Origin of the sequence: Pseudoalteromonas sp. BMB (assembly GCF_001709235.1) — a bacterium.
Taxonomy (GTDB): Bacteria; Pseudomonadota; Gammaproteobacteria; order Enterobacterales; family Alteromonadaceae; genus Pseudoalteromonas; species Pseudoalteromonas maricaloris.
In genome coordinates, this window is the sequence record NZ_MBQA01000196.1 from 22,005 (window position 1) to 47,961 (window position 25,957).

Consider the following 25,957-nt stretch of genomic DNA (forward strand, 5'->3'; position numbering starts at 1 on the left):
CAGCGCTATATTTTTACATCACCTTGGAGCATCAATGACTACTGTTACCTCTGCACTTTCTCGAGCGCAAAACTTAAAACATGCAACTGCAGATACCCACGACAATGTAGACAAATCCATTATGGCGCAAAACCCATTCGCCAATACACAAAACTATCTCGATTTCTTACGACTACAGTTTTATTTTTTAAAAGATGTGAGCGCCCTTTATGAACACCCAGAGTTGTTAGCGCTTATTCCTGATTTGGCCGCGCGCCGCCGCTTAGGTTTGCTTGAACAAGACTTTATCGACCTTGGAACCACCATCCCTACTCCCTACTTAATGCCAGAAGTAACCAATCATACCGACCTCGCCAAAGCGCTCGGCTGGCTGTATGTGGTTGAGGGCTCAAAGGTAGGTGCGGCTATGTTGGGTAAACAAGTTGGGGCCAAGCTCAATTTTGATGCGCAGCACGGCGCTAGATATTTAGCAGGCCCAGGAGCTGGTCGCGGCAGCGCTTGGCGAGAGCTTGTGCAAATCATTGACGCAATTGAATTGAGCGAACAGCAAGAACAGGCGCTAATTGAAGGTGCTCGTCAGGCATTCACCCGTTTCCAAGCATTTCAGGCACACGTTTATTCATGATGTTTAAAGCCACCTTAGCCAACTATAAAAAAATAGCCCTACTGCTATGCGGATACCTATTTGTAGCCCTCGGTGTTATTGGTATTGTTTTGCCCGTCATGCCAACCACTGTGTTTTTTATTCTGGCTTTGGCGTGCTTTTCAAAAGCTTCTCCTAAGCTTGCCTTGTGGCTGCTAAATCACCCAAGGTTTGGCGCTTCATTAACGGAATGGAAACAATATAAGGTTATTCCGCTTAAGGCCAAAATCATGGCAACAGTGGGCATGGCTGCAAGTTATGCTTTACTTATTTTGCTCTCACCAGTGGCTTGGTTGGCCTGTGTAGTTGGCAGTATAAAGATTGCAGTGATGTCTTATATTTATTCCAGACCATCAAAGCGTGTGTAATACCAATTTACATTTTTACAATTTAAAACGCTCAACCAGTGTTGCTAGACGATGCGAGAAGCTACTGAGCGACTCGCTGCCTTTCGCCAAGCTTTGCATCGCCTGAGCGTTGTCGTTTGCGGTACTTTGTGCATCTAGCATCACCTGCTCAATTTGCTGACAATCCGTCGCTTGGTGATCAGCGGCTTGGCTGACTTCTTCACTCAACTGCGTAACCTGTAAAATAGCGTTGGCAATTTCATCCATGGCACTGGCAAGTGCCTCACTTTGTTTAACACATGAGGCAACATCACGTTGGCCGGAATTAATGGCCTCAGAGGCGGTATGTGTATCCTGTCTCAGTGCTGCGATCATTTGGTTAATTTCATTAGTCGACTCTTGCGTCCTAGACGCAAGCGTTCTAACCTCATCGGCAACCACTGCAAACCCTCTTCCTTGCTCACCAGCACGGGCCGCCTCTATTGCTGCGTTTAACGCCAACAAATTGGTTTGCTCAGCGATAGAAACAATGGTATCCAAGATACTGCCGATGTTCTCGCTATGTGTGGTCAACTTGGTCATACTCTCTACCGCTTCACTCATGCGCGTACTGAGCGATAGAATATGTTGTTTGTTGTCTTGCGTATATTTACTGACCTCGGTTTTACGCTGGTTAGCGGTATGGATACTTGCGAGACTATCTGACGAGCGCTCGGAAACCGCCAAAGCGCTAGCTGAAATACTTTGCGCTAAGCGATTGGCATTCTCCATGCGGCGCATTTGCTCGGTCGCATTATTGGCTATTTGTTTGCTTTCGCTTAATGATGACTCCGATAGTCCTTCTAACTCATGAACTTGGTTATTGATTGACTCTAGCAAAGCACGAAGATTGTCTTTAACCTGATTAATATTATCAATTAACTGACCAAATTCATCATCACTGCGCTTACTCATTTGCTTCGAAAAGTCTCCAGCAGCAAGGTATTTGAGCATTTTATTCACCGCAGCCAACGGCCCAAGCATTGCCCGGCTAGTTGAAACCGAGATAAACGCACCTAAAGCAATAAAGACAATCACCAATAAAATGGCGGTATTTTGCGCTCGCTCGATAAGGGTTTCAGCATTATTTTGAGAACGATTAAACGCCGCATTAGCGCTTTGCTGCATTTTCTCAAGCTCGGTTAAAATGGCAAACGCATGTTGCTCTGACTGCTTATATAACATTGCAGCTTGCTGCTGCTGACGCAGTTTCTCTTGTACCGCAACATAAAGATGACCTGGCTCTCCCAGCTTTGCTCTGAGCTTAGTCATACCCTCACTAAACTGATTTAACAAATCATCTGCATCCATACCATAGGCTTGGCGCTTCAAAAACGTTAAGTTGTTTTCAATATTATCTAACAAAAACAGCATGTCTTGCTGATGTTGCTCTACTTGCTCTAGCGTTAACCCGCTGATCCGCTGACTGTTGCTTTCCAAGGTAAACAACATGTCGTCGATACGAACACCGGTCCCGACCATTTCTTCCAACTGCCGTGTTTTGTCTGTCTCGATTAACTCAAGATCCAGCATGGCATTGCTGGCCTGTTCTTTATCCCGTTTAAGTGCTTGATATTGAGATTGGATCCGTTGCTGCGCCTGTACAACGTCTGCCTTAGCCTGCAACATTTGTTCTGCGGCACGACTGAGCTGCTCACCCAGCGCCAGAGTTTGCTTTAATGGTGTGACAAATTCAGGCATGGCTTGCGTCAATGACGTTAAGTGCTGCTGGCGCTCAACATACAGTTGCTGCTGTGAGGTAAATTGCTGTCGAGCCCGATTAATATCTTGCTCGCTTTCGAGGGTATAAGCTTGGGAAATCAATTTGCTGAGCTTAAGCTGCTCAAGCTGCAAGGCGTCAGCACTGCGCTGAATAGGTAAAGTGACTTGCCCCATATTTTGATTAGCGGACTTTATCTGCGCCAATGCTAAATAGGCAAGCACGCACGCAAGTAGTAGTAGCACGCCTAATGCACTAAAGCCTAAAGTAATTTTTTGTTTTATTGTTAGTTTACTTAGCATAATGTCATTGCTCTATTTTGAGTAAACAAACTATGTTACAAACGAGATAAAAAACCAAGTAAATACTCTAAAAATTACCAACATACCTTTTAAAAAGGTAGCTTCAAATTTGCGGTTTTGCTTACTTAGTTTTTGATTTTATTTTTAGTTTTAGCGATCATAGCAGTTAGAAGTTGTATTATTTAAGCACATAACAAGATGAGAGAAACCGCAATCAACGAAGCAAAGGCCTTATGCCAAAGCCATAAGAGCGCATTTTTATCTACCTTCTCTAACAATCAAAAGGGTTTTCCGTTTTCTTCTATCGCTCAATATGTTTTTCTTGAAGATAATCACTTTTACTTCTTTATTAGTGATATCGCCCAGCACACCAAGAATTTAGCCAAGCACCCGGCACTTTCGTTTATGGTGCTTGGTGATGGCGCGGTTGAAGATGTTGAAAATGCGCGAGTTACTATTCTTGGGCATGCACACAAACTACCAAGAGCGGATAGCGAAAGCCTGATTGCACAATTCGTAATAAAGCACGAAAAAGCTCAGCAATATGCCATGCTCGGTGATTTTCACCTGTGGCGAATTGAAGTGGCTAGGGTTCGATATGTAGGCGGTTTTGGCCGTGCATTTTGGCTAGAAAAACAGGAATGGTACTAAACAGCAAAAGCGTGTTCAAACTCGCTTTCTCGTCCAAGCGATTGATTGGTCATGTCAGCCAAGGTTTTGCGCCAGAACCCGCACGAACTTTCAATCTTATCTTGCATACGTACTTTCCAACGACCTTTGTATACCGACCAAATGTGTGTCATAAACTCAGTGGCGTAACGCTTTCTGCGCTCGGAAGGGGTAATATAAAGCGCGTAGACTTCAAACTCTCGGCGGTTTGAAATACCAATTACGGTAAAGCCAACCAGCTTACCATCTGCATAAAAAAGATAAGCGATATTGGTTGCGCTACACAGTTCAAACGAGCCCACTTGCTTTTGATAATGGCTCGCTTTTAGCAAATGTGTAAAAGTCTGCTCGCTGTATTTATCAACTCGAATTAACTCTAGTTCAACCACTTTTCTAATCTCCCGCTTGGTGTACGGTTGATCATGCTTAAAGTTTGTGGGCGAATTGTGAAGTTTAAAAAAAACACCAATAAAGTATTTTAACAATTTAATTTTATTTGAATTTTAGCGGCTTGACCTTTAACCAAATTTCCAGCGCAATCACCTTTTCACTTGGCGAGCCTCCATGTTCTTGTGAAATTACTTCAGGATAATGTTCTATTAAGGGCGCATCTTCTGGCTCGTACCCGCTTTGTGGCAGCCACTTTGCGAAAATATCTAATTGGAAACTCAACAAGTCTTTAATTGCTCCACGGTAGTCAAAAATTGCGTATATTCCCGCACTGAGCACATTGAGTTGATATGGCCGAGTCACCGCAGATTTTAATTCATCGTTAATCACAATTGCGCCATCGTAACGCGCTTTATCTAGTGGCGTAAAAACGGGATTATCATGACCAAAACCAAACTTTTGTACTTGGCTATAATCCAGTCCGTGTGCACTAGCCCACGCTGCAAGCTGCTGCCAACAGGCGCTAATTCCTTGCAATTGGTAGCCTTGTGACGCGCGTAATGTACATAAGGGTAGCTGTGAAATAGAGTGTAGTTTAATCGGCTGAATAACTCTGTGTCGCTCAGCTCTTAATGCGTGTATCCGGGTAAGTTGTGTCGTGTTAAGGGCCGGCTCAAAGTTATTGTTTGCCACCAGCTTACGTAGTTGTTCTGTTTTTCGCACACTTGAGGGAGTCACACCAAAGTGCTCTTTAAACGCTCGCGAAAAGTTTGCGCTACCAGAAAAACCAAACTGTAGCGCAATATCTGTCACACTGTACGCTTCGGCTAGCAACAGCATATTGGCCGCGCGCTCCAACCTCACGCGATTAGTGTACTGGCTCAAAGACTCACCAATCACAGCTGCAAAAATGCGCTGGAAATGAAACTTAGAAAAATGGCTCAGGCTCGCCGCTTGCTGTAACGAAAGCGGCGAACTTGGATTGCTATGCACCCATTCAATGACAGGCTGTAACCGCCCTAAATATACCTCTTCAGCGCTTAACTTTTGCTCAGTTGATTGATGCAAGCTGTATCTCTCCCGATTGGCTCTTAGCTTGTTGATAGTGTCGCCAACACAGTATAAGTGTTAACCCTGCCGCTATAAAATCAGCTCCCACAAGTGCCATAAATACACCATTTAAGCCAAAATAGTGTGGCGCAATAACGATTAATGGAACTAGAATAAACATCACCTTCAAGGCACTGTAAAAACAAGCGCGTTTGGCATCACCTTTCGCTTGATAAAATCCAGACGCTAAAATTACCACACCAAACAGCGGCATCCCCCAAAGTGCTGAGCGAAAAACACGCTCTCCTATTTCGAGAAATTCACTCGCTTCGGTAAACAGGCTCAGCCATAGCCTCGGCAATCCCATCAACCCTAGCGTCAATAACAGCGCAAATCCTGTCATACCTAAAAAAGCAACACGCGTACACGCTCTTACTCGCCCACTATGTCCTGCCGCTAAGTTATAGCCGACAATAGTTTGAAATGCGATCAACATTGCAATCGCGGGTAGAATTGCGAAATTAATAATACGTCCCAGCATGCCGTGGGCGACTACCCAATTTTCGTTTGCAAAAGACAACAGCTGCCAGTTAACCACCGCAGTTTGCACGCCAAGGCAAAATTGCGTGATCAAGATAGGCATCCCGATTGCGAGGATCGGTAGCCAAGCACAAGGTTTCCAACACACCTTAACCGCAAGCAAGTCAGTACGCTTTCTTTTGAGCTGAAGCGCAATAATCAATGCCCCCAATTGCGCTGCGATTGTCGCATATGCCGCACCTGCAACCCCCAAGCCAAATTGCGCGATAAATAGATAATCAAGTAGTATATTGAGCACAGCTGAGACTAATAACAACAGCATCATCAACTGCGGTTTACCCTGACCACGGAACATATCAGCCACAATAGGTAATAAAACTCCAGTAATGGCACAAAGATATAACGGCTGTATGTAGCTAAGCGCATCCTTTACAAAAACCGCTTCCACTTGCAAAAGTGATAAGAGCTCAAGTGGATAAAGCCAACCAAGTACCAAGAATACCACGCTAACTATACCGCCAATTATCAGTCCATGGCCGATAACCTCCGCGGCTTTATCTACTTGCTTTGCTCCGATTAACCTTGTCATAGTGGCCGCCATGCCTGCAGATATCATAGCGGTTAGCGCTATCATTAACACCTGCAGCGGGTAAACCATAGCCACCGCGCCAAATGCCATCTCTGACACATAGCGACTAATAAACCAGCCGTCGACCAAGGCATATAAACCCACAACGAGTAAACCGATACAAATGGGAATACAGGTTCGAATAAACAGCGCTAATATGGGCATCTCAGCGAGCTGCACGAGTCCTAATTGATTTTTATCTTTCATGTAAACTAATCCTCAGTTGCCATAACATGGCAAGGTAAAACTACTTATCTGGAGAGGTTACAAATTCCAAACAAAGATAAATATTCAAATATTGCGAAGTTGATGAAATTGACGCACAAAAACTGGCATAACAAAAAATCCCGCTAAGATAACATTCTTTTACAACTCTATTTTGTTCCTAAGTTAGTATATTTTGTAACCTCTACTTCTTTGATTCACTTTTGAAAGGATTTTACTATGCGTTTAGGATTAACTATTGCAGTTGCAACTATTACCCTACTAACTGGTTGCGGTGGCTCTTCAACTGACTCAAAAGACCAAGCACCACCACCCAAAACGGTCACGCCACCACCCACTGCCACAGAAAACAAACTCAATATCACAGCACTGGACCAAAACAATCATGTTTACTCGAGCGACTTGGGTTACACCACGACTTTGGAGCGCGTCTTCAACTTAAAAGACAACAAACTATTAGTGCTCGGAGAAACATCAAGTGTTGAAGAGCTAGGTAATAAAGAAGGTTTTTATGCGATCACGAACCTAGATGGCCAAACTTATCAATATGAACAAACGCAAGAAGGATTTGTTGATGCCTGTGTTTTTGACTCAGGAGAATACGTCATAGGCCGATTTAAACGTGAAGATACTGATCAGTTCAGTGTACAACTTGAACGCTACGATGGCTCTGGTACTTTGCTACAAAGTGCTGAAATGAAGGCGTTATCAATGGACGTTAAATATGATATCCCAGCTGATAAGAGTGCTTGGCTTAAAAAGCCATTCACTATTATTCCGACAGACAATCCATTGAGCGAGATTCCATATACGCAAACTAGCATTACATGGTGGCGCTTTAATAATGTAAAATTCTCCTGCCATGACAACAACTTGTACGTCAGTTATAACAACGGAGGTCAAAAGATTGCGAAATACGACGTAAACCTCCAACTTAAGTGGCAAAAGCTGATCGATATTCGTTACTGGGCTAACAGTTCGCGTGCGTCTGAAGCAATTGAAATGGCGCTCTCTGAGAACGGATTTTTATACACAGTGCAAAATATTAGTACTGATGCAATTCCTGCCTACAATCATAAGTTCTCAACCAACCATGCGATACCCGATAACACAGAGCAAAGTGCGATGCACATGATTGTAAAAACCTTTAATGTAGACGGCGAACAACTCAATGAACAATTTATCAGTGATACTGACTCATCGTTAGTTGAGGATGTTCAAGTACATCAAGACAGTGTATTTGTTGGTGTATCGGCACGCCGCAGCAAAACGGGTAAAACAAGATATTCAAGCGAATGGGATATTGGCTTAGTAAAAATTTCCCATGGTGAAAGGGCTGCTGAGCGTTATTGGTATGACTTAGATAAAGAAGATGTGCTACGTGGAGTAAAGATCAGCAACGGTACATTATTTGTGTACGGCCATACTGGTGGTGTACAAGTGGACACAAATAGCTGGGTCGAACATAGCAAGGCGTTTATTGGAAAAATCAACCTTGAAAACCTAGCCGATATTGCTGTTGAAACCACTAGCACAGCACGTTCCGCCAGTTTCCAAGATTTAACCATTCAAAATGGCGTGTTAAGCGCTGTGGGACTTGAGAATGCGCCCATGACACATTCTACCGATATCTCTATGGCAGGTTTGTTCATTAAAAAAACACTCAACGACTAGACCTGCCAAGTGGTGATAACGACCAAGTTATCACCACTTATTATTAACGCGAAAGCAAAGTAACCACAGCTTGAGCCCCTTTATTGTCCGGTAAATTCGCTAAATGCAACTCCCCTTGCTGATTACGAATAAGCTCTCGGCTCAACACCAAGCCGATACCTGAGCCATTTGGTTTAGTGGAATAAAATGGTACGAAAAGGTTATCTGGATTGGCGATACCAGCGCCATTATCTTCTAGGGTAAAGCGCCAATTTTTTGGTTTATCTAGGGTTAGCGTTATGCCATCATTCCCCGCAGATTGATTTGCTTGCTCAGCATTATTGACAAGGTTGATCATAGCCTGCGTTAGCTGTTCTTCATCACAATAAACCAAGCCCTTATTAAGCGCCTTTATCTCAACACCGGGAAATAAAGCTTGCCAGCGCGATACCAGCAACTCTACCTCAATGTTTTGCATATCAACGGGTGGAAGCTGCGCTACTTGTGCGTAGTTTGCGACAAATTGCTGTAAATGGGCTGCACGACTTTCTATTACCCCGAGCATAGTTTGCTGCATCTCGGGTGAAATGATATTGCCATCTTGTTGTAGAGATTGCGCCATTGAGTAGACCGGAGTTAAGGTGTTTCGCACCTCATGATTGAGTACCGATAGTAGCTTTTGCCATACCTGCTTTTCATTATCTCGCAGCGCTTGCTCTACTGAGAAAAACACTAGTAATTGATAGACCCGATGCCCCCGATATAGTTTATGAGCTGCAATGCTAAATCGAGAGATGTGCTGCGTATGCTGCCATTGTTCATCCACATACTGAAGCGCCAGTGCTTTCACATGTGCACCATGTAACACCTGCTCTGGATACACGGTATTCATGGCATGATTGGCAAAATACACATGATGATGCGCATCAAGTAGCACAATTGGCAGGGTGAGTTCGCTAATAAAATTAAATACAAAAGCTTCATTCTGACCATATTCTTGACGCTTTTGCTGTAATCGCTTGGCAGCTTCTTTGAGCTCGGCCTTGAGCAATTCAACCCGGCCATTGCGGTACTGCGCTAACTGCCATACACCAAACTCTTCGTTGGTTACACCGTCCAATTGGACCGCCAAACTTTCAAGCACCTGCATTACTGCCCGATAGCCGTAGCTCAGTGCGAATACAGAGGGGAGCATCACACCGAGCAACAAAGTGATTGCACTTAACAGCGTAAGCTCAAAATAGTAGATCATCCCAAGCGCGAGCATAGCAAGTGTAATTATAGGTATCGCAAAGCCAACAAGTAACTTGTGCTCAAGTGATGCCAACTTAGCCATCAAGCTCTGCCTTTGGGCTAATATCATGCTTTTCTAGGCGTCGATAAATTGCAGATTTACTCAAGCCCAAAAACTCTCCTGCGGCCACTACATTGCCATCGAAATGGCGGATCGCTCTTACAATCATGCGTTTTTCGGCTTCTTCAAGGCTCAAAAGTGGGAGCTCTTGCTCTGGTATACCTTCCTCAAGCTCAATATCATCCGCAGTTATCTCAGGCTGAAGTCCTAAGATCACTGCTCGTTCAATGACATGAGATAGCTCACGAATATTACCAGGCCAACTGTAACTCAATAATTTGTCTAGCGCCGCAGCAGTTAGCGAGCGCTCCCGTCCAGTATCATTACCATGGCGCTGGGTGTGTTTAGCTAAAAAATGGGCCGCTAAGCTTGGGAGCTCTGCTAATCTCGCTCTCAGTGGTGGCACCCTTAGCACCACCGTATTTAAGCGATAGAGTAAGTCCTGACGAAACTGCCCGGCGTTAATCGCTTCTGACAAATCCGTATTAGTGGCAGAAACAATCCGCGCATTACTGCGGCGCGTTTCAGAATCTCCCACGACTTCATATTCACCCGTTTCGAGCACGCGTAATAGCTTGCCCTGAAGTGACAACGGCAAACTGCCGATTTCATCTAAAAACAAAGTGCCATTTTCAGCCATTTCAAACCGTCCAGTGCGGTTTGCTTTTGCATCGGTGAATGCGCCTTTGCAATGGCCAAATAACTCACTTTCAAATAATTCCGTTGGAATAGCGGCCATATTCACGCTCACAAAAGCGTGCTCAGAGCGACCGCTCTTCTCATGAATATATTTAGCCAACTGACTTTTTCCGCAGCCATTTTCTCCCAGAATAAGCACGTTGGCATTGGTTTTTGCAACGCGCTGAGCTTGCTGAAATAACTGAGAGGTTGCGTTATTGTCTGCGTGTGATTCATGTGATGACGATAGTGCTTCAGCACTTTTGGTGTAGCGTCTAACGGTGTTCAGCAGCCGCAGGTTGTGCCAAGGTTTTTCAATGAGGTCACATGCGCCCAACTGCATTGCTTGGACCGCAAGTTCAACTTTGGCCCACGCGGTAATAACAACCACAGGCACACTTATTTGCGCTTGTCTCAACCAACTAAGAAATTGCAACCCTTCTTTTCCTGAGGTTGTATCTCTATTGAAGTTCATATCAAGCAAAATAAGCGCAACGGACTGCTCTGATAACATAGCCTTGGCTTCATCTGGGTGTGCGGCTTCAAGACTCATAAAACCATGACTTTGTAGCACTATGGTGGCTGACATTCGCACGTCAGGGTTGTCGTCGATGATTAAAACTGGCGTCATCACTTCCTACTTATATTTTGTTTGGGCTTACGCCCAAACTTTAATGTTTTAATGCACGCATTGGTGTCGAGTTTATTAACTGTTTCATTGGGTAAATTGCCGTGGCTAACGCAAAAGCCAACATGGTAACAATCACCACAAGCAACCAGCTAGATTTTGCCAACAACCAATCTGACGAAACACTCATATAAAATCCCGCAACAACCATAATGGCAGCCAACATCGCCACCAGCATGGGTGCGATGGTATCTGACAATAACAACCGATATAAGCGGTGTCGTTTGGCACCAAGTGCCATTCGCATCCCAAACTCGTAGCGTCTTTGTTGAAAGCTGTAGTTAAGCACACCGTAAATGCCCACCCCAGATAACAACAAACAAAAACCACAAAGCGCAAAGCTTAGCAGTAAAGTCAGGCGCTCCAAATAGGTAATGCTCTGATATGTCTTTGTTAAGTTTGAAAAACGCCATATTCCCGCCTGACCATTCACGGTGCTGATGGCATTTTGGATCTGAGCGCGAGTAAGTGATGCTCCCGGTTCCATTTCTATCATAAATGGATAACCCAAAGGCAGCGCGGGTAGCCAAACCGTTTTACCTTGAAGCTCATGGTGACGTTTAGGGTGATTGAAGTTTTTTGAGATACCGACTATTTCAGCAGGTACATCTGGGTTAAAGATAAAGTACGTTTCACCAATCACATCACCGCCCGGCTTTAACGCCTGTGCTGCAGCCGAAGAGATAATAGCCTCTTCCTTTTCACCTCGAATTGCAGCTTCGCTAAAAGTGCGCCCGGCAACGAGCTCAAGCCCTGTTAATGCAAAATAATCCGGCCCAACGTTACCTCTAACCATGCTCGGTGTCCATTCACCCGCCATATCCTGCATAGCAACCACAGGGACATCGCTTTGTAATGGACTTTCTCCATGGGCGACGCCTAACACGCCTGGAATGTTAGCCAACGCGAGTTTGAATCCTTCAATATTGGCGTAACGCGCGGGAAATGGAGTGGGATCTGCGGGAATATGCAGCATCACGCTATACATATTGTCCAACTTTGTTCCGAGCGGTCTAAGCAAGGTATCGGCGCTTTTACATAGCACCAAGGTCGCCCCAAGCACCAACACAGTGGTAAAAAACAGCTGTACCGCAACCAGTGTTTTTGTCGTCGCTATTCGTACCGCTTTTATGCTGCCTTTACCTGACGACTGCATGCTTTGCTTAAGCTGGCTAAAATCAATCATGCGTGAGGTGACAAACGCAAACAATAAAGCCAATAACAGTACGGTTAGGATAGCACTGAGCAGTACAGTGGTATCTAGGGTTAAGGTATCAATCAGCGGCAAATAGCCACTGGTGAGCGATTTAACTAACCTCAGCTCCCACGCGGCGATAAATAACCCCACCAGCACAGCGCCTGACACCAATAACAGCGCTTCTAGTAAAATGCCACGAAACAACAGCTTACGCTTCGCACCGAGCATAGCTTGTAAGGCCAGTTGCTGCTGGATGGTGTGAGCTCGAGAGATAAACAAATTACTCACATTAAAAATTGCAATGAGTACCAAGCATGACACACTCAACAACACGATAATGGCAAGCTTGTCATGTCCCGCCAGTTCTACGTCACGGTACGAACGCACTATAGGTTCAATATCAAGTAACGCTTCGTCAGCCGATTTCCATTCGCTTTGGTGCAGTTGAACATTTTGATATAGCTGCTCTGCGAGGATATCCTGACCACTATTGACTGGTAATATCGCCAGTAACTTCAAGTTGTTTAGCCTGCTACTCCACGGATGATACTCGCCGCGCTGATCACCAAAAAATCGCTCATCTTCAGAGAAACTAAGCCACAGCGCCCCATTTCCTTCACTTAAAAAGTAAGGATCAATATGCGTACGTGCAGCAACACCGACGATGCTGTACAGTCTGCCAACAATCCGTAAACTCTCCCCAAGCACATTGTCATCACCATTGAAGTATTGTTGCCAAAGTTGATAGGAAATAATGACCTCTGGATTTTTCTGGCTAATGCTTTTCGTCGGCGTTAGGTATCGCCCCAGTGCTAGCGGCATTTTCACCATACTAAAATAATCCGAACTTGCAAAAGTCAGCGTAAGCTTTGGCTTGCCAGCTAGATTTTCAACCACATCAGAGAAGCTACTGATCAGAGCTCGTTTTTTATACATGGAGGGGCTCTGATACCAGTTCAGCATATTTTGAAAGCTTTGCAGCCCTTCAGACGCCCTGTCTTGGTATACGTTTTTTTGTTCTACCACCACAAATCGCGATTCATTTTCAATCTCAAGCGGCTTAATAAAAAAGCCACTAAACAGACTCAGTGCGACAAAAAAGCAGCTTAACGCGAGTGCCAACGTCAGTACTAACGTGATACAAAAATTCGGTACTTGAAGCAAACTTTTGATTGCCAGCCCTAATTGACGCCGAAGTTGCAAAAACCCCATTACACCACCTCCGCAGTACAACTATCGCGTTTTGCAACGCTTGATGAAACCTGTACACCATCTAAAAGCTGAATTTGCCGCTTGGCATAACCTGCATAGCGAATATCGTGTGTCACCATGCAAATGGTTGTGCCTTGCCTATTCAACTCCCCCAGCAAGGCCATTACCGCATCCCCATTTTTAGAGTCGAGGTTTCCAGTTGGTTCATCAACTAATAAGATACTTGGCTCGCCTGCAAGCGCACGCGCAATAGCCACTCGCTGTTGTTGCCCACCAGATAGTTGGTTTGGTTTATGTTTTGCTCGGTGAGACATTTCAACTTGCTTAAGTGCGCCCATCACACGGCGCTCAATTTCGTCAGTCGCAAGCGCAGGCTCACGATATTGAAGCGGTAAAGCCACATTATCAAATACTGTTAACCCATCGAGTAGATTAAATGACTGAAAGACAAAACCGATATGCAAATTACGCAGCTCTGCTTGCGTGTCTGCATCTAGCGTACTGGTTTCTATATCTTGGATGCGATAGCTGCCTGAAGTGATGTCATCTAATAGTCCAAGAATGCTCAATAGAGTGGATTTTCCCGATCCTGAAGGACCAGTTATCGCAACGTAATCGCCCCTTTCAATTTCAAGGTTAATGTTACTAATGGCGTGAGTTTCAACATCCTCGCCAAAGAACACTTTGCTCACTTGATGTAATGCCAAAATTGTCTTGTCCATTTGTTCTTCCTTTACCGATTGAGTGATTTAATTGTTATTTTTTCTAGGTGCTGGTAATCAGACATTTCTGACACCACCACTTGCTCACCGGATAAACCGCCTTCGAGTACTTCTATGGCATTGCCGGCTAGTTTACCAAACTTAAAACTTTTTTTGATAAGCATGTTGTTTTGTTTATCTAAAACAAATAATTGACTCTGAGATAGTGGAGTTGCACGCGGTGGCTTAATCAGTGAAAGTGCGGCGGTCTTTTTTGCTGTAAAAATTTGCCCTTCAACAGTCAAAAGTGGGCGAGCATTGCTTGGCAGCTCCCCAAGTAATGTCAGTTCTATCGCAATACGCCCGTCTTGTACGATGGGCACAATGCGGCTGACCTTAGCCTCAACCTGACCAACAAAGGTGTCTACTACTGCTCGTTGACCTAAGATAATCTCGCTTGCTTCTCGCTCTGGCACCAGTAAGTCGGCTACCAAAGTTCGCTCACTGCCCACCACGGCTAGCGCCTGCCCGCGTGTAATTGCTTGACCTTGACTGACATGTACTTGCTGCAACATGCCGCTGATCCCCGCAGTGACTTGTAATTGCTCCACCGCCTGAAGCGCAACCTGATAGCTCAGCTCATATTCTTTTAATAGCTCTAGCTCAATCTCAATTCTTTGCTTATGTAATGCACTGGTTTGGCTAAGTTGCTGCTGAGCGAGCTTTACTCGCTCGCTTAACTGGGCGACCGTTAAGATTGAGCGCTGATGATCTAAGCTTGAAACTATGCCTTGAGTGACTAGTTGGCGCTCAGCCTGCTCTCGCAATTTGGCATTTTCAAGCTCACTACTGAGTAGAGTATTTTGCCCTTTCAATACAAGTCGCTCACTTTCTTGGCTTAGCCTTAACGCTTCAACATTGGCTTTTTGCCTAGCGAGTACCAGTCTTTCTCGGTGGAGTTGCTGAGTTAACTCAGGATTGGTTAACTGTAAAATAACGGTGTCTGGCGCTACCCTGCTGCCTGGAAGATGCAGTACGGTTTCAACTTGCGCTGCAAATGCGGTCGTGATCTCTCTACTGATCTTTGAGCGTAATCGGCCATAACCTTTAACACTAAACTGTATCGGTCCGGATTGAACGGTGGAAAATTTAAGCTTTTTTGCATCTATTTGCTGGTCGTGAGGCACAATCCATACGCCCATTGCAGCAAGCAAAATAAGAATTGTTAACAGCCACCACCGACGAAATGGCTTTTTAGCCGTTTTGGCAAGGCTAGTGTGAATATCCATCGAATTACCATGTTATTATTTTTATACGGTAATACGATATTTAGGCCAAATTTAACCTATTGATTCTTATAAAGTTAAAATAATTCGCCTGTATGAACTTTCCCTAACTTGGGACTGTGTAATATCAGTTGTGGGAAACCTGCTGCTCAACAAAGAACAACAGGCTCAGATAGCCTATTTAATTCGCCAAATTGCTTTAAAGGTTTTACTCGCCAAATAGAAAAATAACAGCGGCATCAGTACTAACTTCAGTACCAAAAGCGATACCACGTTTAAGAAGTCGATAAAGAGTGACTCAGCAGCGTCGAGCATATCGCTAATACCACTAGAAACCGCTTTAATTGCTCGGCTTAGCGTCCCCTCATTGCTACCGTGAAGCTGCTCATTGAGCTTTTCGATTGCGTGTTGATGTTGATCTTTTTCTCTATTGATAAGCGCTATTTGAGTGTCGAGTTTTGTTTTATCGCTGGCCAACCTTTGTTGCTTTTCAATCAGTGGCTTTGCCTCTTCACTTTTGGTAAATGTTAACCACTCGGATAAACTTCGGTTCGCTTGAGCCGCTTCAATATCACCTTCCAAAGCGGTAATTTCAGCATGTAGCTCGGTCGCTTCACCATGAAGACGGATCTGTTGTTTCGTCAATAGCGCTATTTGCTCACTATGGCTTTGCTTTTGACTGACGATTTGAGACTTGATTTTTGCACTTTGCGTGCTGGTCTTTGTTGCTTGAGATTGAAAGAGGTCAACACTGCTCGACACCACTTCACTTTGTTTATTTATTTCTTGGTCCAGTAACAGTTGGCTAGTGAGACCCGTCGATAGAATTACAAAGGGAACCACAAAACGGATCAATAGCATCGTGGCTAATATTTTAGTTCTAACCGTTTGCCAAAGCCCTAGATAGCAGCACACGAAATATCCAATTACAGTGACGGTAAAAGCGACACTAAACAATACATGAGTAGAAATGGTGTAGAGAATTCGTTGTATAAACAAAGAGCCAATGGCTAGTTGCATCACATCAGAAATGTATTCAGCTAAATCATTGATAGGGTCGAGTAGCTGCGCAGGCTGAATGCTTGCAACACCAATCCCAACCTCGGCAGATTGCAACAAAGAAATAGCGCCATTTACTGTACGTGCTGAAGCATAGACGAGCGAAGATTGTAGCAGCGCATCATCAATAAAGGTCATCATGGCAGTATTAAATTCTGGCAACCAACTTATCACCACAAGGATGACCAACAGAAAATATAAAGCTATTTTTCCACTTTTTGTTTGCATATCAGCCTCAGCCTTTTAGCAGTTTTTATCAAGCTTTGTTTGCTTGCCCTAGCACAGTGATAGTGCGCTCAATGAAGCGGGTAAGCGCCCGCTCTGGAAGAAAGGGTTGTCGCCCTTCAAGATTAAACTGCGCTAATAAGCGCTTGATCTTAGCATCGTTCTTTATTTGCTCAACCGACTTACCCGCCTGATTCAAAATCTTCACCCGCTCAACCCAAGCGAATGTTTGAATTCTATGTTGTTCGAGTTCACTTTTCGATGTGGGTTTGCCATGACCTGGCACAATCAGCGTATTTTGATCGCCAATCGACAAAATCAAATCGACCGCTTTATTAAAACCCGTTAAGCCCCCAGCATAAAATGTTGGATGCCAGTTTGTGGTGTAAATGTCTCCGGTAAACAAAGTATTGCTCGTGGGGTGATAGAGAATGTTGTCATTGGCGGTATGTGAAACGGCTTGAGTATGCTTTATCACCCCAAGCTCCTTTAACCCTTGCGGGCTCTCAATAAGTGTAAAACCTTGCTGTTGGAAAAAAGCATTACCGCCAGTATGATCCGAATGACTATGTGTGTTTAGCAGGTATTTTTTCTCGGTCTGAAAGCTATTCTGTATCAAATCATTGAGCTTTGGCAAATCCGTATCTTCAACTGTGGGATCAATGACCACCACTCCCCTTTTCGTTGCAAAGATCCCAACGTTTGTGCCATAACTTTTATCTCTAACGACTTTTGCTGTGTCAGATTGATAAAGCACTTCAAACTCACCGCTATAAGTTGGCTGAACAACAATTAAGCCCAATAAGATGAACCCCGTAATAGACCGCATTTCACACTCCTTTCTACATTAGACTGTTCACGTTATAGCCATTATGACTTCTTTACAAGCCTATTGCTCCACCAGCCTACTTTCCTCTCGGTTTTATGGAGCGGCCGGGCTTTTCCTCAAGCGGTTTATCTGACCATCGGTGTTTTGGATATCGACCACGCATTTCTTTGGCCACCTCAAAATAAGAAGTTTGCCAAAAGTTGCTTAAATCACTGGTGGTTTGGATTGGCCTTTTCGCTGGAGATAACAGCTCAAATCGCACTGCGACTTGACCATTGGCGAGCGTTGGCGACGTCAATTGACCAAACATTTCTTGTAACACCACAGAAACGGTTGGCCCTTGGTGCTCATCGTAGCGGATCGCGACTCGCTTATCGCTTGGCGTAACATAAAACTCAGGTGCTTGCGCCTCGAGTTGCTGTTGCTGCTCCCAAGTGAGTGTCGCTTGAAGCAGGTTAAAAATATCCAGTTGCTTCAGTTGTCTGATAGTATTTACGCCCGTCAAATAGGGCAATAACCAAGTATCAAGCTGCGCTATCAAACTTGCCTCAGATATCTGTGGGAAGGTATTCAAGTGCTCACTTAACCATTTAGCTCGAGCGAGCCAAGCGTGACTTTTTGCGGACCAATTGAGCAAACCAAGTCCTTCCGATGTGAGAATATCCTTCACACATTGGGCAAACGCTTCTTTGGGGATCTGACTCAGGTTTTGCTCTTTTAATACCAGAGCATGATATTTAACTTGTTGCCGGCCCTGAATCGCCTCTTTTTTACTATCCAGTTGATACTGCACCACCTCACTCAAATATGGCGCTAGCTGCTCAAGTAATGTGCTCTTTTCGATTGCGCAGCATAGAAATACCAAGCCATCTTTATTTTTGCCATCCACATCACAAACAATCAAATAGGCCTGACCTTGCAGCGGATCGCCGTCACGTAATGTTACTCCCCGGCCATTCGCAAGCAAGTAGCGGTTATCCCCTTGAGGACGTTTTTGCGCAGCTCTGTCGGGAAAGGCATGGAGCAATAAAGTGGGCACTAAGGTTTGAATATCTACAAGGTTGATTGCTTCACTCTTGAGACTAATTCCCAGTTTGTGTGCAAATGATTTGGCCAATTTTACGGCCTGCTCTGTGGCAGCTCTGTGCAAGCGATATGCTTTGGCGGCACGGGTACGGTCTTGCACAAACTCAATCAACGCCAATACTCGCTCACATATATCGCTTGTGTTGGCTTGTACTACAATATCGCGCTCGCTCAATATTGCCGCCAAAAAACAAGCTAGTTGTTGCGAAATTAGCGTCTCACATCGCAGCAGCATGCTGGCAAGACGAGGCGAAACACCTAGTTGTAGTGCACGTTGCCCAGCACTTAACACTTTATTCTGTGCATCGACCAAGCCAAGCGACTGATTCAATTGACAGGCCACCGAAAAATGTTGCATCGGTGGCGGTGTTAGCCAATTCGCGTCCTTGTATTGTGTCACTCCCCACGCGCTTAGCTCTAACGCTAAGTCAGAAAGGTCAGTGGTGGTTATTTCTTCTGGCTGAAAATCACTTAAATTATGATGCTCACTTTCGCGCCAAAGACGTAAACAATGGCCCGCTTGTAGACGACCCGCACGCCCTGCACGTTGTGTTGCTGACGCCTTTGAGATCATCACCGTATCGAGCCGCGAGAGACCGCTTTTAACGTCATAATTCAAGCGTTTTTCAAGGCCAGAATCTATAACCATAGTGATCCCGGCTATAGTCAAACTGGTCTCAGCAATATTGGTCGAAAAAATAACACGTCTTGATGCACTGGCGCTTTTACTGAGCACCTTTTCTTGTGCAGATAAGGGTAATCCGCCGTACAAAGGTAGAAGCTCAACATTACTTTGTTCAAGCTCTTGGCACGCCTGAATGCAGCGCTGAATATCAGCCTGCCCGGGGAGAAATACCAATACATCGCCATCGCTTTGTAGAGTGAAAGCATGGCGCAGCGCACTTAACACCTGATCTGCCAAGTAACGACTCGCTTTACTGATATATTCAATTTCAACAGGATAGGTTTTACCAGGGCAAGATAACCTTGGTGCACCATCCAGATAATTCGATAATAGCTCAGTGTCTATGGTGGCGGACATCACTAGCAATTTGAGGTCATCGCGATATGCTTGTTGCACTTCAAACGAGAGCATTAAAGCTAAATCCGCATGAATCGAACGCTCATGAAATTCATCGAAAATAATAAGTGCAACATCACTGAGTTCGGGATTCGCTTGAAGACGGCGAGTCAATACGCCTTCGGTGACGATTTCCAAGCGGGTGTTGGATGAAACACGTTGCTCGTTTCGAATTTGATAACCGACTCGCTCGCCGACCGATTCTCCCAGCTGTTTGGCTAAATAGGTTGCAATAGATTTTGCCGCCACACGACGTGGCTCAAGCATAATTATTTTTTTACCTGAAAAAATATCAGCTTGCAGTAAACGTAGCGGCACTAAGGTCGATTTACCTGCGCCGGGTTCGGCCTGTAATACCAGACGTTTATCATTGGTTAAGGTGGAAATAATCTCGGGGATGAAGGCTTCAATCGGCAGCAAAACTATAACGCTTTATTATTCTATCTTGCTCAATATGATACACCTAAACTGGATGTCTCCAAACAGCCGAATTCGCTTATCGGGTATTACAAGCATAAATAAGATCGGATAGATTTGACCACGTTTTTAATTTGCCAGCTTGTAAGTATGAGCGTAAATTTTGCACCATGTGCTCTGCCGGACTTTGCACTTCCTCGTCTCCAGTGTGGACACCAACCCAAGCATTACGATGAGATTCCTTCGCTAGATATAAACCACCGTCGGCTAACTCCAACACATGCTCCCAGCTAAGCTTATCTGGTTGCGTTGGATCAAACGGGAATGGAGCAAAACCGATTGAGCAAGTACAGTTGATAGATTGATCGTTCACCACAAATGGATAGCTCTCCACTTGGCGACGGATCCGCTCTGTCACTTCGTGCGCAGCCGCCCTGTCCATATCTGGCATCACCAGCAGAAACTCTTCCCCACCCCAGCGCACTATAATATCTGACTCACGTGTGCATTGCTTAAGGATTTCAGCAAAATCTTGCAGCACGATATCTCCTGCTGCATGACCAAAACTATCATTGATATTTTTAAAGTGATCGATATCAATAATCACAAAAATCAGATCGGTATTTTGTTGTAATTCAGGTGTTTGCCATCTTTGTTTGTATACTTCAATGGTGCCATCAATGACGCTAAAAAAGTGATGTCGATTACTCAGCCCGGTTAAGCTATCGGTGAAACTGAGGGTTTGCAAACGTTTGTTTCGCTCCGCCAGTTCCTCGGTCCGCTGCGCAACCTGACTCTCTAACAGCTTAGTGTATCGACGATTCTGCCAGCGCCAATAAAAAACCAGCAACAAGGTAAATGCAAGCAAGGCTATCAACAACCAACGCTGCTGACTTAATCTTGCGTTTTCTATCTGTTGCTGATGCGCCATAATCTGCTTTGCCTGCTGGGCATTGTCTCGCTCAAGCTCATTAAGCGCCTGCTTTTGTTGGGCAAGAGAATATTGCGCTTCTAGCTTAAGTAGTTTGTTATTACGCTTTTGCAAATTCAGTGACTGCTCAGTAACGGCATAGCGTTTTAAATAACGATGCGCTTGCTGATAGTCTCCAAGCTGGGCATAGGCTGAAGCCAGTATCCATTGCAACTGAGATTGAAAAAGTAAAAAACGTGTGCCGAGTGTATCTCTCAGCCCTGCCTGAGCTAAATCAATTGAAACTGCAAAATCACCACTTTGTAAAGCGACTCTGGCACGCTGCACCGCTGCCATAATCCGCATTCTTTGGTTTTGAACCAAATAACCTGCATTGTCTAACTCATCTAGAATTTGTTTGGCTGGTAAATATTCACCGAGCTGTAAATGAGCCCAAGAACGCGTCAGCTTTAACTGCGCTAGTGTCTCCTGTCGAATACCTGAAATCTCTGGAACGAAAGAGGACTTGAGCGCTAAACGATAAGCGCCCTTATCCATATTCAAGCGCGACTGCCATAAACTGATATCGGCTTTTATCTGGGCATTATCATCAATTTGCTCAGCCAGCAATGAGGCTTTATCTAAATAACGCTGTGCTAACTCATAGCTCTCTAAGTCAATATCAAGGTGAGCGATGGCGAGATAGGTGTTTGCCTTTAAAAATGTATTGTTATCTGCTTCGGCCAACTGCAATGCTTGTTGGTGCAAGTCCAAACCATCCTCAAACTCACCAAAGTGTTGAACTATACTACCCTCTAACAGTAATGCTTTGATTTGCAGCGGCTTATTACCTTGCGCACGCGCTTGTTCTCGCAGCGCTCTGATGTCCGGTAATAAAGACAAGTCATAATCTTGTTCAGCCGACATTTGTAGCGCATTTAAATTGCGCTGTATTTGTTCCGAAGATTCGTAAGCAAAACCACAAAATGTAATTAGCGCACTTACCAATATGCAAAGCGATACCACAGCTGGCTGCATTAGTCTCCCCCCACCAGCATTTCAGCGTTAGCCACCTGCCAATTCGCCACTTTTTTGTTGATAAAACCAGATTCTGTCAACGCCCGTTTTAGCACGCCTCGTCGTTTAAGTATTTTTAACCCACGATTGAGTGCCGCAAATATTTGCACGCCTTCAGGATGGTTTTTACTGACGACAAAATGCCGAGAGTCTGGCAAGACAACCTTAATATTTTCGATTGGGACATATTCTTTACCTTCAAAATTTAGAGTTAAAGAATCACTCACGCTAAAATTAATCAACATAGTGTCAACGACATCGCTTTCTACCATTGCCAACATGGTTTCCCACGGGCCAATAAAGCTCACCATGTGTAAGTCTGTATTCATCAAGGCACGCCAATCCACTTCCCATTGCGGGTTAGAAACAACATTCAGCTGCCGAAGCTGTGAAAGCGGCGTTTGCTGCAGTGCGACGTTACGCTTGGTGACGTAAAGCCCTGCTTCGTAATCTCCAACTTCAACAAGCGGATCTGAGATAAATAATGAGCCGCGATAGTCCACGATATTTTCATGCCAAACACTACGAGCAAGGATTAAACTTTCCCCAGCGATCAGATCAGAAAACTCTAGAATATTCACCGAAGGTTTTGGATTAAATACGACTTTACGTGTTTCACCACCAAGAAATAGAGCCTGCTGTAATAGTACCATTTCGATGATTTCAATATGAGAACCTTTGGTGGTAGGAAAGAAAGAATCAACGTCTAAGACGTCACGACCAGCAAGAAAGTGCTCATAACGCTGACTGAAATTTTCGCTACTGATTATATCAACAACCAGCTGATTACTCCCCCAACAGAGATTGGAAATAAAAAGGAGTGAAAACAGCCACTTCATCTTCATTGTTGAGTAAAGCCTTATTATTAACAGTTATTCAATTCAGTATACTTGAATTTAGCGCGCTCTGTTAACCACTAAACAACATATTCTAATGAATTTGGATTTGAAATTTATCAGCCCGCAAATAACCGTTAAAACTCACAAAGTGAAGGCAACAAAAAACCTAGGTTACCTTAGGGCCTGTTTATCTTTCAAGTTTGTTTTTGCAGCAGTTTGATTGGTATTTATACAAGGCAGAGCCCGCGTAGCATAGTTGCTCTATGTGAGTCAGGCGATAACAAAGTAGAAATGCCAATCAAGCGCTGCCCTTTGGGTTCACCTGAGTGCGCTTTGTTCATTGTTGCTCAACTTTTGCCTAGATTACTAGGCGGCAAGTCGAGCGTCGCGACCAAAACACACTCAGAAGAACAAAAATCAAACAGCAAAGGTCAACAGGCCCTAGTCTTGAATTAAGTTAAGCTGGGCTTCAATTCGGCTATTATGCGGGTTCATATCCTAAGTTAGGACCAAGCCAACGCTCCGCTTCTTCTAGCGACATAGCTTGACGCGCTGCATAATCTTCTACTTGGTCTCTTTGAATACTCGCAACGGCAAAGTACTTAGAATCTGGATGTGAGAAATACCAACCCGACACCGCTGCTCCCGGCCACATGGCGTATGAGCTAGTCAGCTTCATACCGATACGGTTTTCGACATCTAACAACTGCCAAATTTTTTGTTTCTCGGTGTGTTCAGGGCACGCTGGATAGCCTGGTGCTGGACGGATCCCTTGATAGTTTTCACGGATAAGTTCTTCGTTACTTAGCGCTTCATCCGCTGCAAATCCCCAGTGCACTTTACGCACTTGCTCATGTAAGTATTCAGCAAATGCCTCGGCTAAGCGATCTGCGACCGCTTTAATCATGATCTTGTTGTAGTCATCTTGCTTGGCATCAAATGCATCTGCTAAGTCATCTTCTTCAAGACCACCAGTGACGGCAAATGCACCAAAATAATCAGGCGTGCCTTTAGGTGCAATATAATCCGACAAACAATAGTTTGGGAAGTCGGTTTTTTCGGTTTGCTGACGTAACTGACATGACGTAACCAAGACTTCGCTGCGCGACTCATCGGTATAAATTTCAATATCATCACCGACGCGGTTAGCAGGGAACAACCCAATCACACCCAGTGGCTGCAAAGTACCCTCTTTTTCTAACTGATCTAACATGGCATTGGCATCATGAAACAGTTTTTGCGCCTCTTCACCAACCACTTCGTCTTGTAGAATACGTGGATATTTACCGGCCAATGACCAGGTCATAAAAAATGGCGTCCAGTCAATATAATCACGCAGTGTTTTAATGCTCACGTCTTTAAATTCAGTGATCCCTAATTTACTTGGGACCGGTGGCGTGTAGCTTTGCCAATCAAGTTTTACCGCATTATCGCGCGCACGCGCCAAAGTAACCGGTTTTGAACGTGGCTTTTTACGCGCCTGCTGCTCCCGTACTTTGACGTATTCGTCCGCAGTTTTTGCTAAAAACTCTGGCTTTTGGGTTTTACTTAGCAGGCTAGATACCACACCAACCGCACGACTGGCGTTATTGACGTAGATCACACCTTTGTCGTACTGAGGTTCAATTTTAACCGCCGTATGCGCTTTCGATGTGGTTGCACCACCAATGAGTAGGGGAATCTCAAAGCCGCGACGCGTCATTTCTTTCGCAACATGCACCATTTCATCAAGGGATGGCGTAATAAGACCGGACAGACCGATAACATCAGCGTTTTCGTCAATGGCCGTTTGCAGAATTTTCTCTGCCGGCACCATCACACCCAAGTCCACGACTTCGTAGTTATTACATTGCAATACCACGCCCACGATGTTTTTACCAATGTCGTGTACATCGCCCTTAACCGTGGCCATGATCACTTTACCGTTACTAGAGCCTTCTTCTTTTTCGGCCTCAATGTAAGGGTCTAGATAGGCAACCGCGCGCTTCATCACTCGAGCAGATTTCACCACTTGAGGCAGGAACATTTTGCCCGCGCCAAACAAGTCGCCAACCACGTTCATGCCATCCATCAGAGGCCCTTCAATCACTTGAATTGGCTTATCAAACTGTTGGCGACAGGCCTCGGTATCCTCGTCGATAAACTCGGTGATCCCTTTAACTAAGGCGTGCTCCAAGCGTTTTTCAACTGGCCAAGAACGCCACTCTAAATCTTCCTGCTTTTCGGCTTGCGCCATGCCCGAGTATTTAGGCGCGATTTCAACCAATCGCTCGCCAGCACCGGCGTCGGTATTGAGGATCACATCCTCAACGGCATCACGGAGCTCTTTTGGAATATCGTCATACACGGCTAACTGACCCGCATTGACGATCCCCATATCCATGCCCGCTTTAATCGCATGGTAAAGAAACACAGAGTGGATGGCTTCACGCACCGGGTTGTTACCACGAAAAGAGAAAGAAACGTTCGATACGCCCCCTGACACTTTACAGTGCGGTAGGTTTTGTTTAATTCTGCGCGTGCCCTCGATAAATTCTACGGCGTAGTTATCATGCTCTTCGATACCCGTAGCGACCGCAAAAATATTAGGGTCAAAAATAATGTCTTCTGGCGGAAACCCAAGCTCGTCAACCAAGATTTTGTAAGAACGCTGACAGATCTCAAACTTTCGCTCTGCGGTTTCCGCTTGACCAACTTCATCAAATGCCATCACCACCACAGCAGCACCAAAGCGCTTGATGATTTTGGCTTGGTGGATAAATGGTGCCTCACCCTCTTTTAAGGAGATTGAGTTTACAATGGCTTTACCTTGAATACATTTTAGGCCCGCTTCAATGACTTCCCATTTAGAAGAGTCGACCATGATGGGGACTTTAGAAATATCCGGCTCTGACGCTATCAGATTAAGAAACTTCACCATCGCAGCTTTTGAGTCCAACATGGCTTCATCCATGTTGATATCGATCACTTGCGCGCCGCTTTCAACCTGCTCTCTGGCAACATCCAGCGCGGTTTCGTAATCTTCTTCTAAAATTAAGCGCTTAAATTTTGCCGATCCCGTTACATTGGTACGTTCACCGACATTGGTAAATACTGCTGTTTGTGTCATGG

Annotated in this window: 19 protein-coding genes; 4 read left to right on the forward strand and 15 right to left on the reverse strand. The window is 44.8% G+C overall.

What is annotated here, in order from left to right; all coding sequences use genetic code 11:
- Window positions 1-34: 34 nt before the first annotated feature.
- Both BB427_RS19485 and BB427_RS19490 read left to right on the forward strand, forming a co-directional pair.
- A complete protein-coding gene (locus BB427_RS19485; RefSeq protein ID WP_069022664.1) occupies window positions 35-625 on the forward strand; it encodes a biliverdin-producing heme oxygenase in 591 nt (196 codons plus the stop codon).
- Complete coding sequence (locus BB427_RS19490; protein ID WP_069022666.1) at window positions 622-1,011, forward strand: YbaN family protein; 390 nt, start codon at window positions 622-624, stop codon at window positions 1,009-1,011. Before BB427_RS19485 ends, BB427_RS19490 begins: the two co-directional genes overlap by 4 nt.
- A 15-nt stretch (window positions 1,012-1,026) precedes the next feature.
- Here BB427_RS19490 and BB427_RS19495 read toward each other — a convergent pair whose 3' ends face one another.
- Entirely contained in the window at window positions 1,027-3,051 is a 2,025-nt protein-coding gene (locus BB427_RS19495) for a methyl-accepting chemotaxis protein (protein ID WP_069022668.1), read from the reverse strand.
- Window positions 3,052-3,249: 198 nt separating this feature from the next.
- On the opposite strand from BB427_RS19495, the gene BB427_RS19500 reads away from it, so the two are divergent.
- The gene (locus BB427_RS19500) at window positions 3,250-3,702 is read left to right on the forward strand and encodes a HugZ family pyridoxamine 5'-phosphate oxidase (protein WP_039491160.1); all 453 of its coding nucleotides are present in this window, start codon (window positions 3,250-3,252) and stop codon (window positions 3,700-3,702) included.
- On the opposite strand, the gene BB427_RS19505 is transcribed toward BB427_RS19500, so the two are convergent.
- From BB427_RS19505 to BB427_RS19515, 3 genes are all read right to left on the reverse strand, one after another.
- The gene (locus tag BB427_RS19505) at window positions 3,699-4,109 is read right to left on the reverse strand and encodes a GNAT family N-acetyltransferase (RefSeq protein ID WP_239652617.1); all 411 of its coding nucleotides are present in this window, start codon (window positions 4,107-4,109) and stop codon (window positions 3,699-3,701) included. The two genes, BB427_RS19500 and BB427_RS19505, sit on opposite strands and share 4 nt — an antisense overlap.
- Before the next feature lie 103 nt (window positions 4,110-4,212).
- Window positions 4,213-5,178, reverse strand: coding sequence for an AraC family transcriptional regulator (locus tag BB427_RS19510; protein ID WP_069022670.1), 966 nt, complete (start codon window positions 5,176-5,178; stop codon window positions 4,213-4,215).
- The gene (locus BB427_RS19515; RefSeq protein WP_069022672.1) at window positions 5,162-6,535 is read right to left on the reverse strand and encodes an MATE family efflux transporter; all 1,374 of its coding nucleotides are present in this window, start codon (window positions 6,533-6,535) and stop codon (window positions 5,162-5,164) included. The genes BB427_RS19510 and BB427_RS19515 overlap by 17 nt, the downstream gene beginning before the upstream one ends.
- 237 nt (window positions 6,536-6,772) lie before the next feature.
- On the opposite strand from BB427_RS19515, the gene BB427_RS19520 reads away from it, so the two are divergent.
- Complete coding sequence (locus tag BB427_RS19520) at window positions 6,773-8,227, forward strand: hypothetical protein (protein ID WP_069022674.1); 1,455 nt, start codon at window positions 6,773-6,775, stop codon at window positions 8,225-8,227.
- Window positions 8,228-8,270: 43 nt separating this feature from the next.
- Here BB427_RS19520 and BB427_RS19525 read toward each other — a convergent pair whose 3' ends face one another.
- The 11 genes from BB427_RS19525 to metH form a co-directional block, all read right to left on the reverse strand.
- Window positions 8,271-9,542, reverse strand: coding sequence for a sensor histidine kinase (locus BB427_RS19525; protein WP_069022676.1), 1,272 nt, complete (start codon window positions 9,540-9,542; stop codon window positions 8,271-8,273).
- Window positions 9,535-10,869, reverse strand: coding sequence for a sigma-54-dependent transcriptional regulator (locus BB427_RS19530; RefSeq protein ID WP_069022678.1), 1,335 nt, complete (start codon window positions 10,867-10,869; stop codon window positions 9,535-9,537). Before BB427_RS19530 ends, BB427_RS19525 begins: the two co-directional genes overlap by 8 nt.
- A gap of 40 nt (window positions 10,870-10,909) precedes the next feature.
- The gene (locus BB427_RS19535; RefSeq protein ID WP_069022680.1) at window positions 10,910-13,336 is read right to left on the reverse strand and encodes an ABC transporter permease; all 2,427 of its coding nucleotides are present in this window, start codon (window positions 13,334-13,336) and stop codon (window positions 10,910-10,912) included.
- Complete coding sequence (locus BB427_RS19540) at window positions 13,336-14,058, reverse strand: ABC transporter ATP-binding protein (protein WP_069022682.1); 723 nt, start codon at window positions 14,056-14,058, stop codon at window positions 13,336-13,338. The genes BB427_RS19535 and BB427_RS19540 overlap by 1 nt, the downstream gene beginning before the upstream one ends.
- Window positions 14,059-14,069: 11 nt before the next feature.
- Complete coding sequence (locus tag BB427_RS19545; RefSeq protein ID WP_069022684.1) at window positions 14,070-15,326, reverse strand: efflux RND transporter periplasmic adaptor subunit; 1,257 nt, start codon at window positions 15,324-15,326, stop codon at window positions 14,070-14,072.
- Window positions 15,327-15,500: 174 nt separating this feature from the next.
- Window positions 15,501-16,610: a hypothetical protein gene (locus BB427_RS19550; RefSeq protein ID WP_069022685.1), complete on the reverse strand. Its 1,110-nt coding sequence runs from the start codon at window positions 16,608-16,610 to the stop codon at window positions 15,501-15,503.
- 28 nt (window positions 16,611-16,638) lie between these two features.
- Window positions 16,639-17,436 (reverse strand): MBL fold metallo-hydrolase, encoded by a 798-nt coding sequence (locus tag BB427_RS19555; RefSeq protein WP_069022687.1) that lies wholly within the window; start codon window positions 17,434-17,436, stop codon window positions 16,639-16,641.
- A 76-nt stretch (window positions 17,437-17,512) separates the two neighbouring features.
- A complete protein-coding gene (gene hrpB, locus BB427_RS19560) occupies window positions 17,513-20,023 on the reverse strand; it encodes an ATP-dependent helicase HrpB (protein ID WP_069022689.1) in 2,511 nt (836 codons plus the stop codon).
- Window positions 20,024-20,099: 76 nt separating this feature from the next.
- Window positions 20,100-21,968, reverse strand: a complete 1,869-nt coding sequence (locus BB427_RS19565; RefSeq protein ID WP_069022691.1) for a GGDEF domain-containing protein — start codon at window positions 21,966-21,968, stop codon at window positions 20,100-20,102.
- Window positions 21,968-22,852 (reverse strand): hypothetical protein, encoded by an 885-nt coding sequence (locus tag BB427_RS19570; protein WP_069022693.1) that lies wholly within the window; start codon window positions 22,850-22,852, stop codon window positions 21,968-21,970. The genes BB427_RS19565 and BB427_RS19570 overlap by 1 nt, the downstream gene beginning before the upstream one ends.
- Before the next feature lie 475 nt (window positions 22,853-23,327).
- Window positions 23,328-25,955 (reverse strand): methionine synthase, encoded by a 2,628-nt coding sequence (gene metH / locus BB427_RS19575; RefSeq protein WP_069022695.1) that lies wholly within the window; start codon window positions 25,953-25,955, stop codon window positions 23,328-23,330.
- Window positions 25,956-25,957 lie beyond the last annotated feature (2 nt).

Bases quoted from the DNA above. Each gene is read 5' to 3' on its own strand.
- BB427_RS19485 (WP_069022664.1), top strand. From the start codon at position 35: ATGACTACTGTTACCTCTGCACTTTCTCGAGCGCAAAACTTAAAACAT.
- BB427_RS19490 (WP_069022666.1), top strand. From the start codon at position 622: ATGATGTTTAAAGCCACCTTAGCCAACTATAAAAAAATAGCCCTACTG.
- BB427_RS19495 (WP_069022668.1), bottom strand. From the start codon at position 3,051: ATGCTAAGTAAACTAACAATAAAACAAAAAATTACTTTAGGCTTTAGT.
- BB427_RS19500 (WP_039491160.1), top strand. From the start codon at position 3,250: ATGAGAGAAACCGCAATCAACGAAGCAAAGGCCTTATGCCAAAGCCAT.
- BB427_RS19515 (WP_069022672.1), bottom strand. From the start codon at position 6,535: ATGAAAGATAAAAATCAATTAGGACTCGTGCAGCTCGCTGAGATGCCC.
- BB427_RS19520 (WP_069022674.1), top strand. From the start codon at position 6,773: ATGCGTTTAGGATTAACTATTGCAGTTGCAACTATTACCCTACTAACT.
- BB427_RS19525 (WP_069022676.1), bottom strand. From the start codon at position 9,542: ATGGCTAAGTTGGCATCACTTGAGCACAAGTTACTTGTTGGCTTTGCG.
- BB427_RS19530 (WP_069022678.1), bottom strand. From the start codon at position 10,869: ATGACGCCAGTTTTAATCATCGACGACAACCCTGACGTGCGAATGTCA.
- BB427_RS19535 (WP_069022680.1), bottom strand. From the start codon at position 13,336: ATGGGGTTTTTGCAACTTCGGCGTCAATTAGGGCTGGCAATCAAAAGT.
- BB427_RS19540 (WP_069022682.1), bottom strand. From the start codon at position 14,058: ATGGACAAGACAATTTTGGCATTACATCAAGTGAGCAAAGTGTTCTTT.
- BB427_RS19545 (WP_069022684.1), bottom strand. From the start codon at position 15,326: ATGGATATTCACACTAGCCTTGCCAAAACGGCTAAAAAGCCATTTCGT.
- BB427_RS19550 (WP_069022685.1), bottom strand. From the start codon at position 16,610: ATGCAAACAAAAAGTGGAAAAATAGCTTTATATTTTCTGTTGGTCATC.
- BB427_RS19555 (WP_069022687.1), bottom strand. From the start codon at position 17,436: ATGCGGTCTATTACGGGGTTCATCTTATTGGGCTTAATTGTTGTTCAG.
- BB427_RS19565 (WP_069022691.1), bottom strand. From the start codon at position 21,968: ATGCAGCCAGCTGTGGTATCGCTTTGCATATTGGTAAGTGCGCTAATT.
- BB427_RS19570 (WP_069022693.1), bottom strand. From the start codon at position 22,852: ATGAAGATGAAGTGGCTGTTTTCACTCCTTTTTATTTCCAATCTCTGT.
- metH (WP_069022695.1), bottom strand. From the start codon at position 25,955: ATGACACAAACAGCAGTATTTACCAATGTCGGTGAACGTACCAATGTA.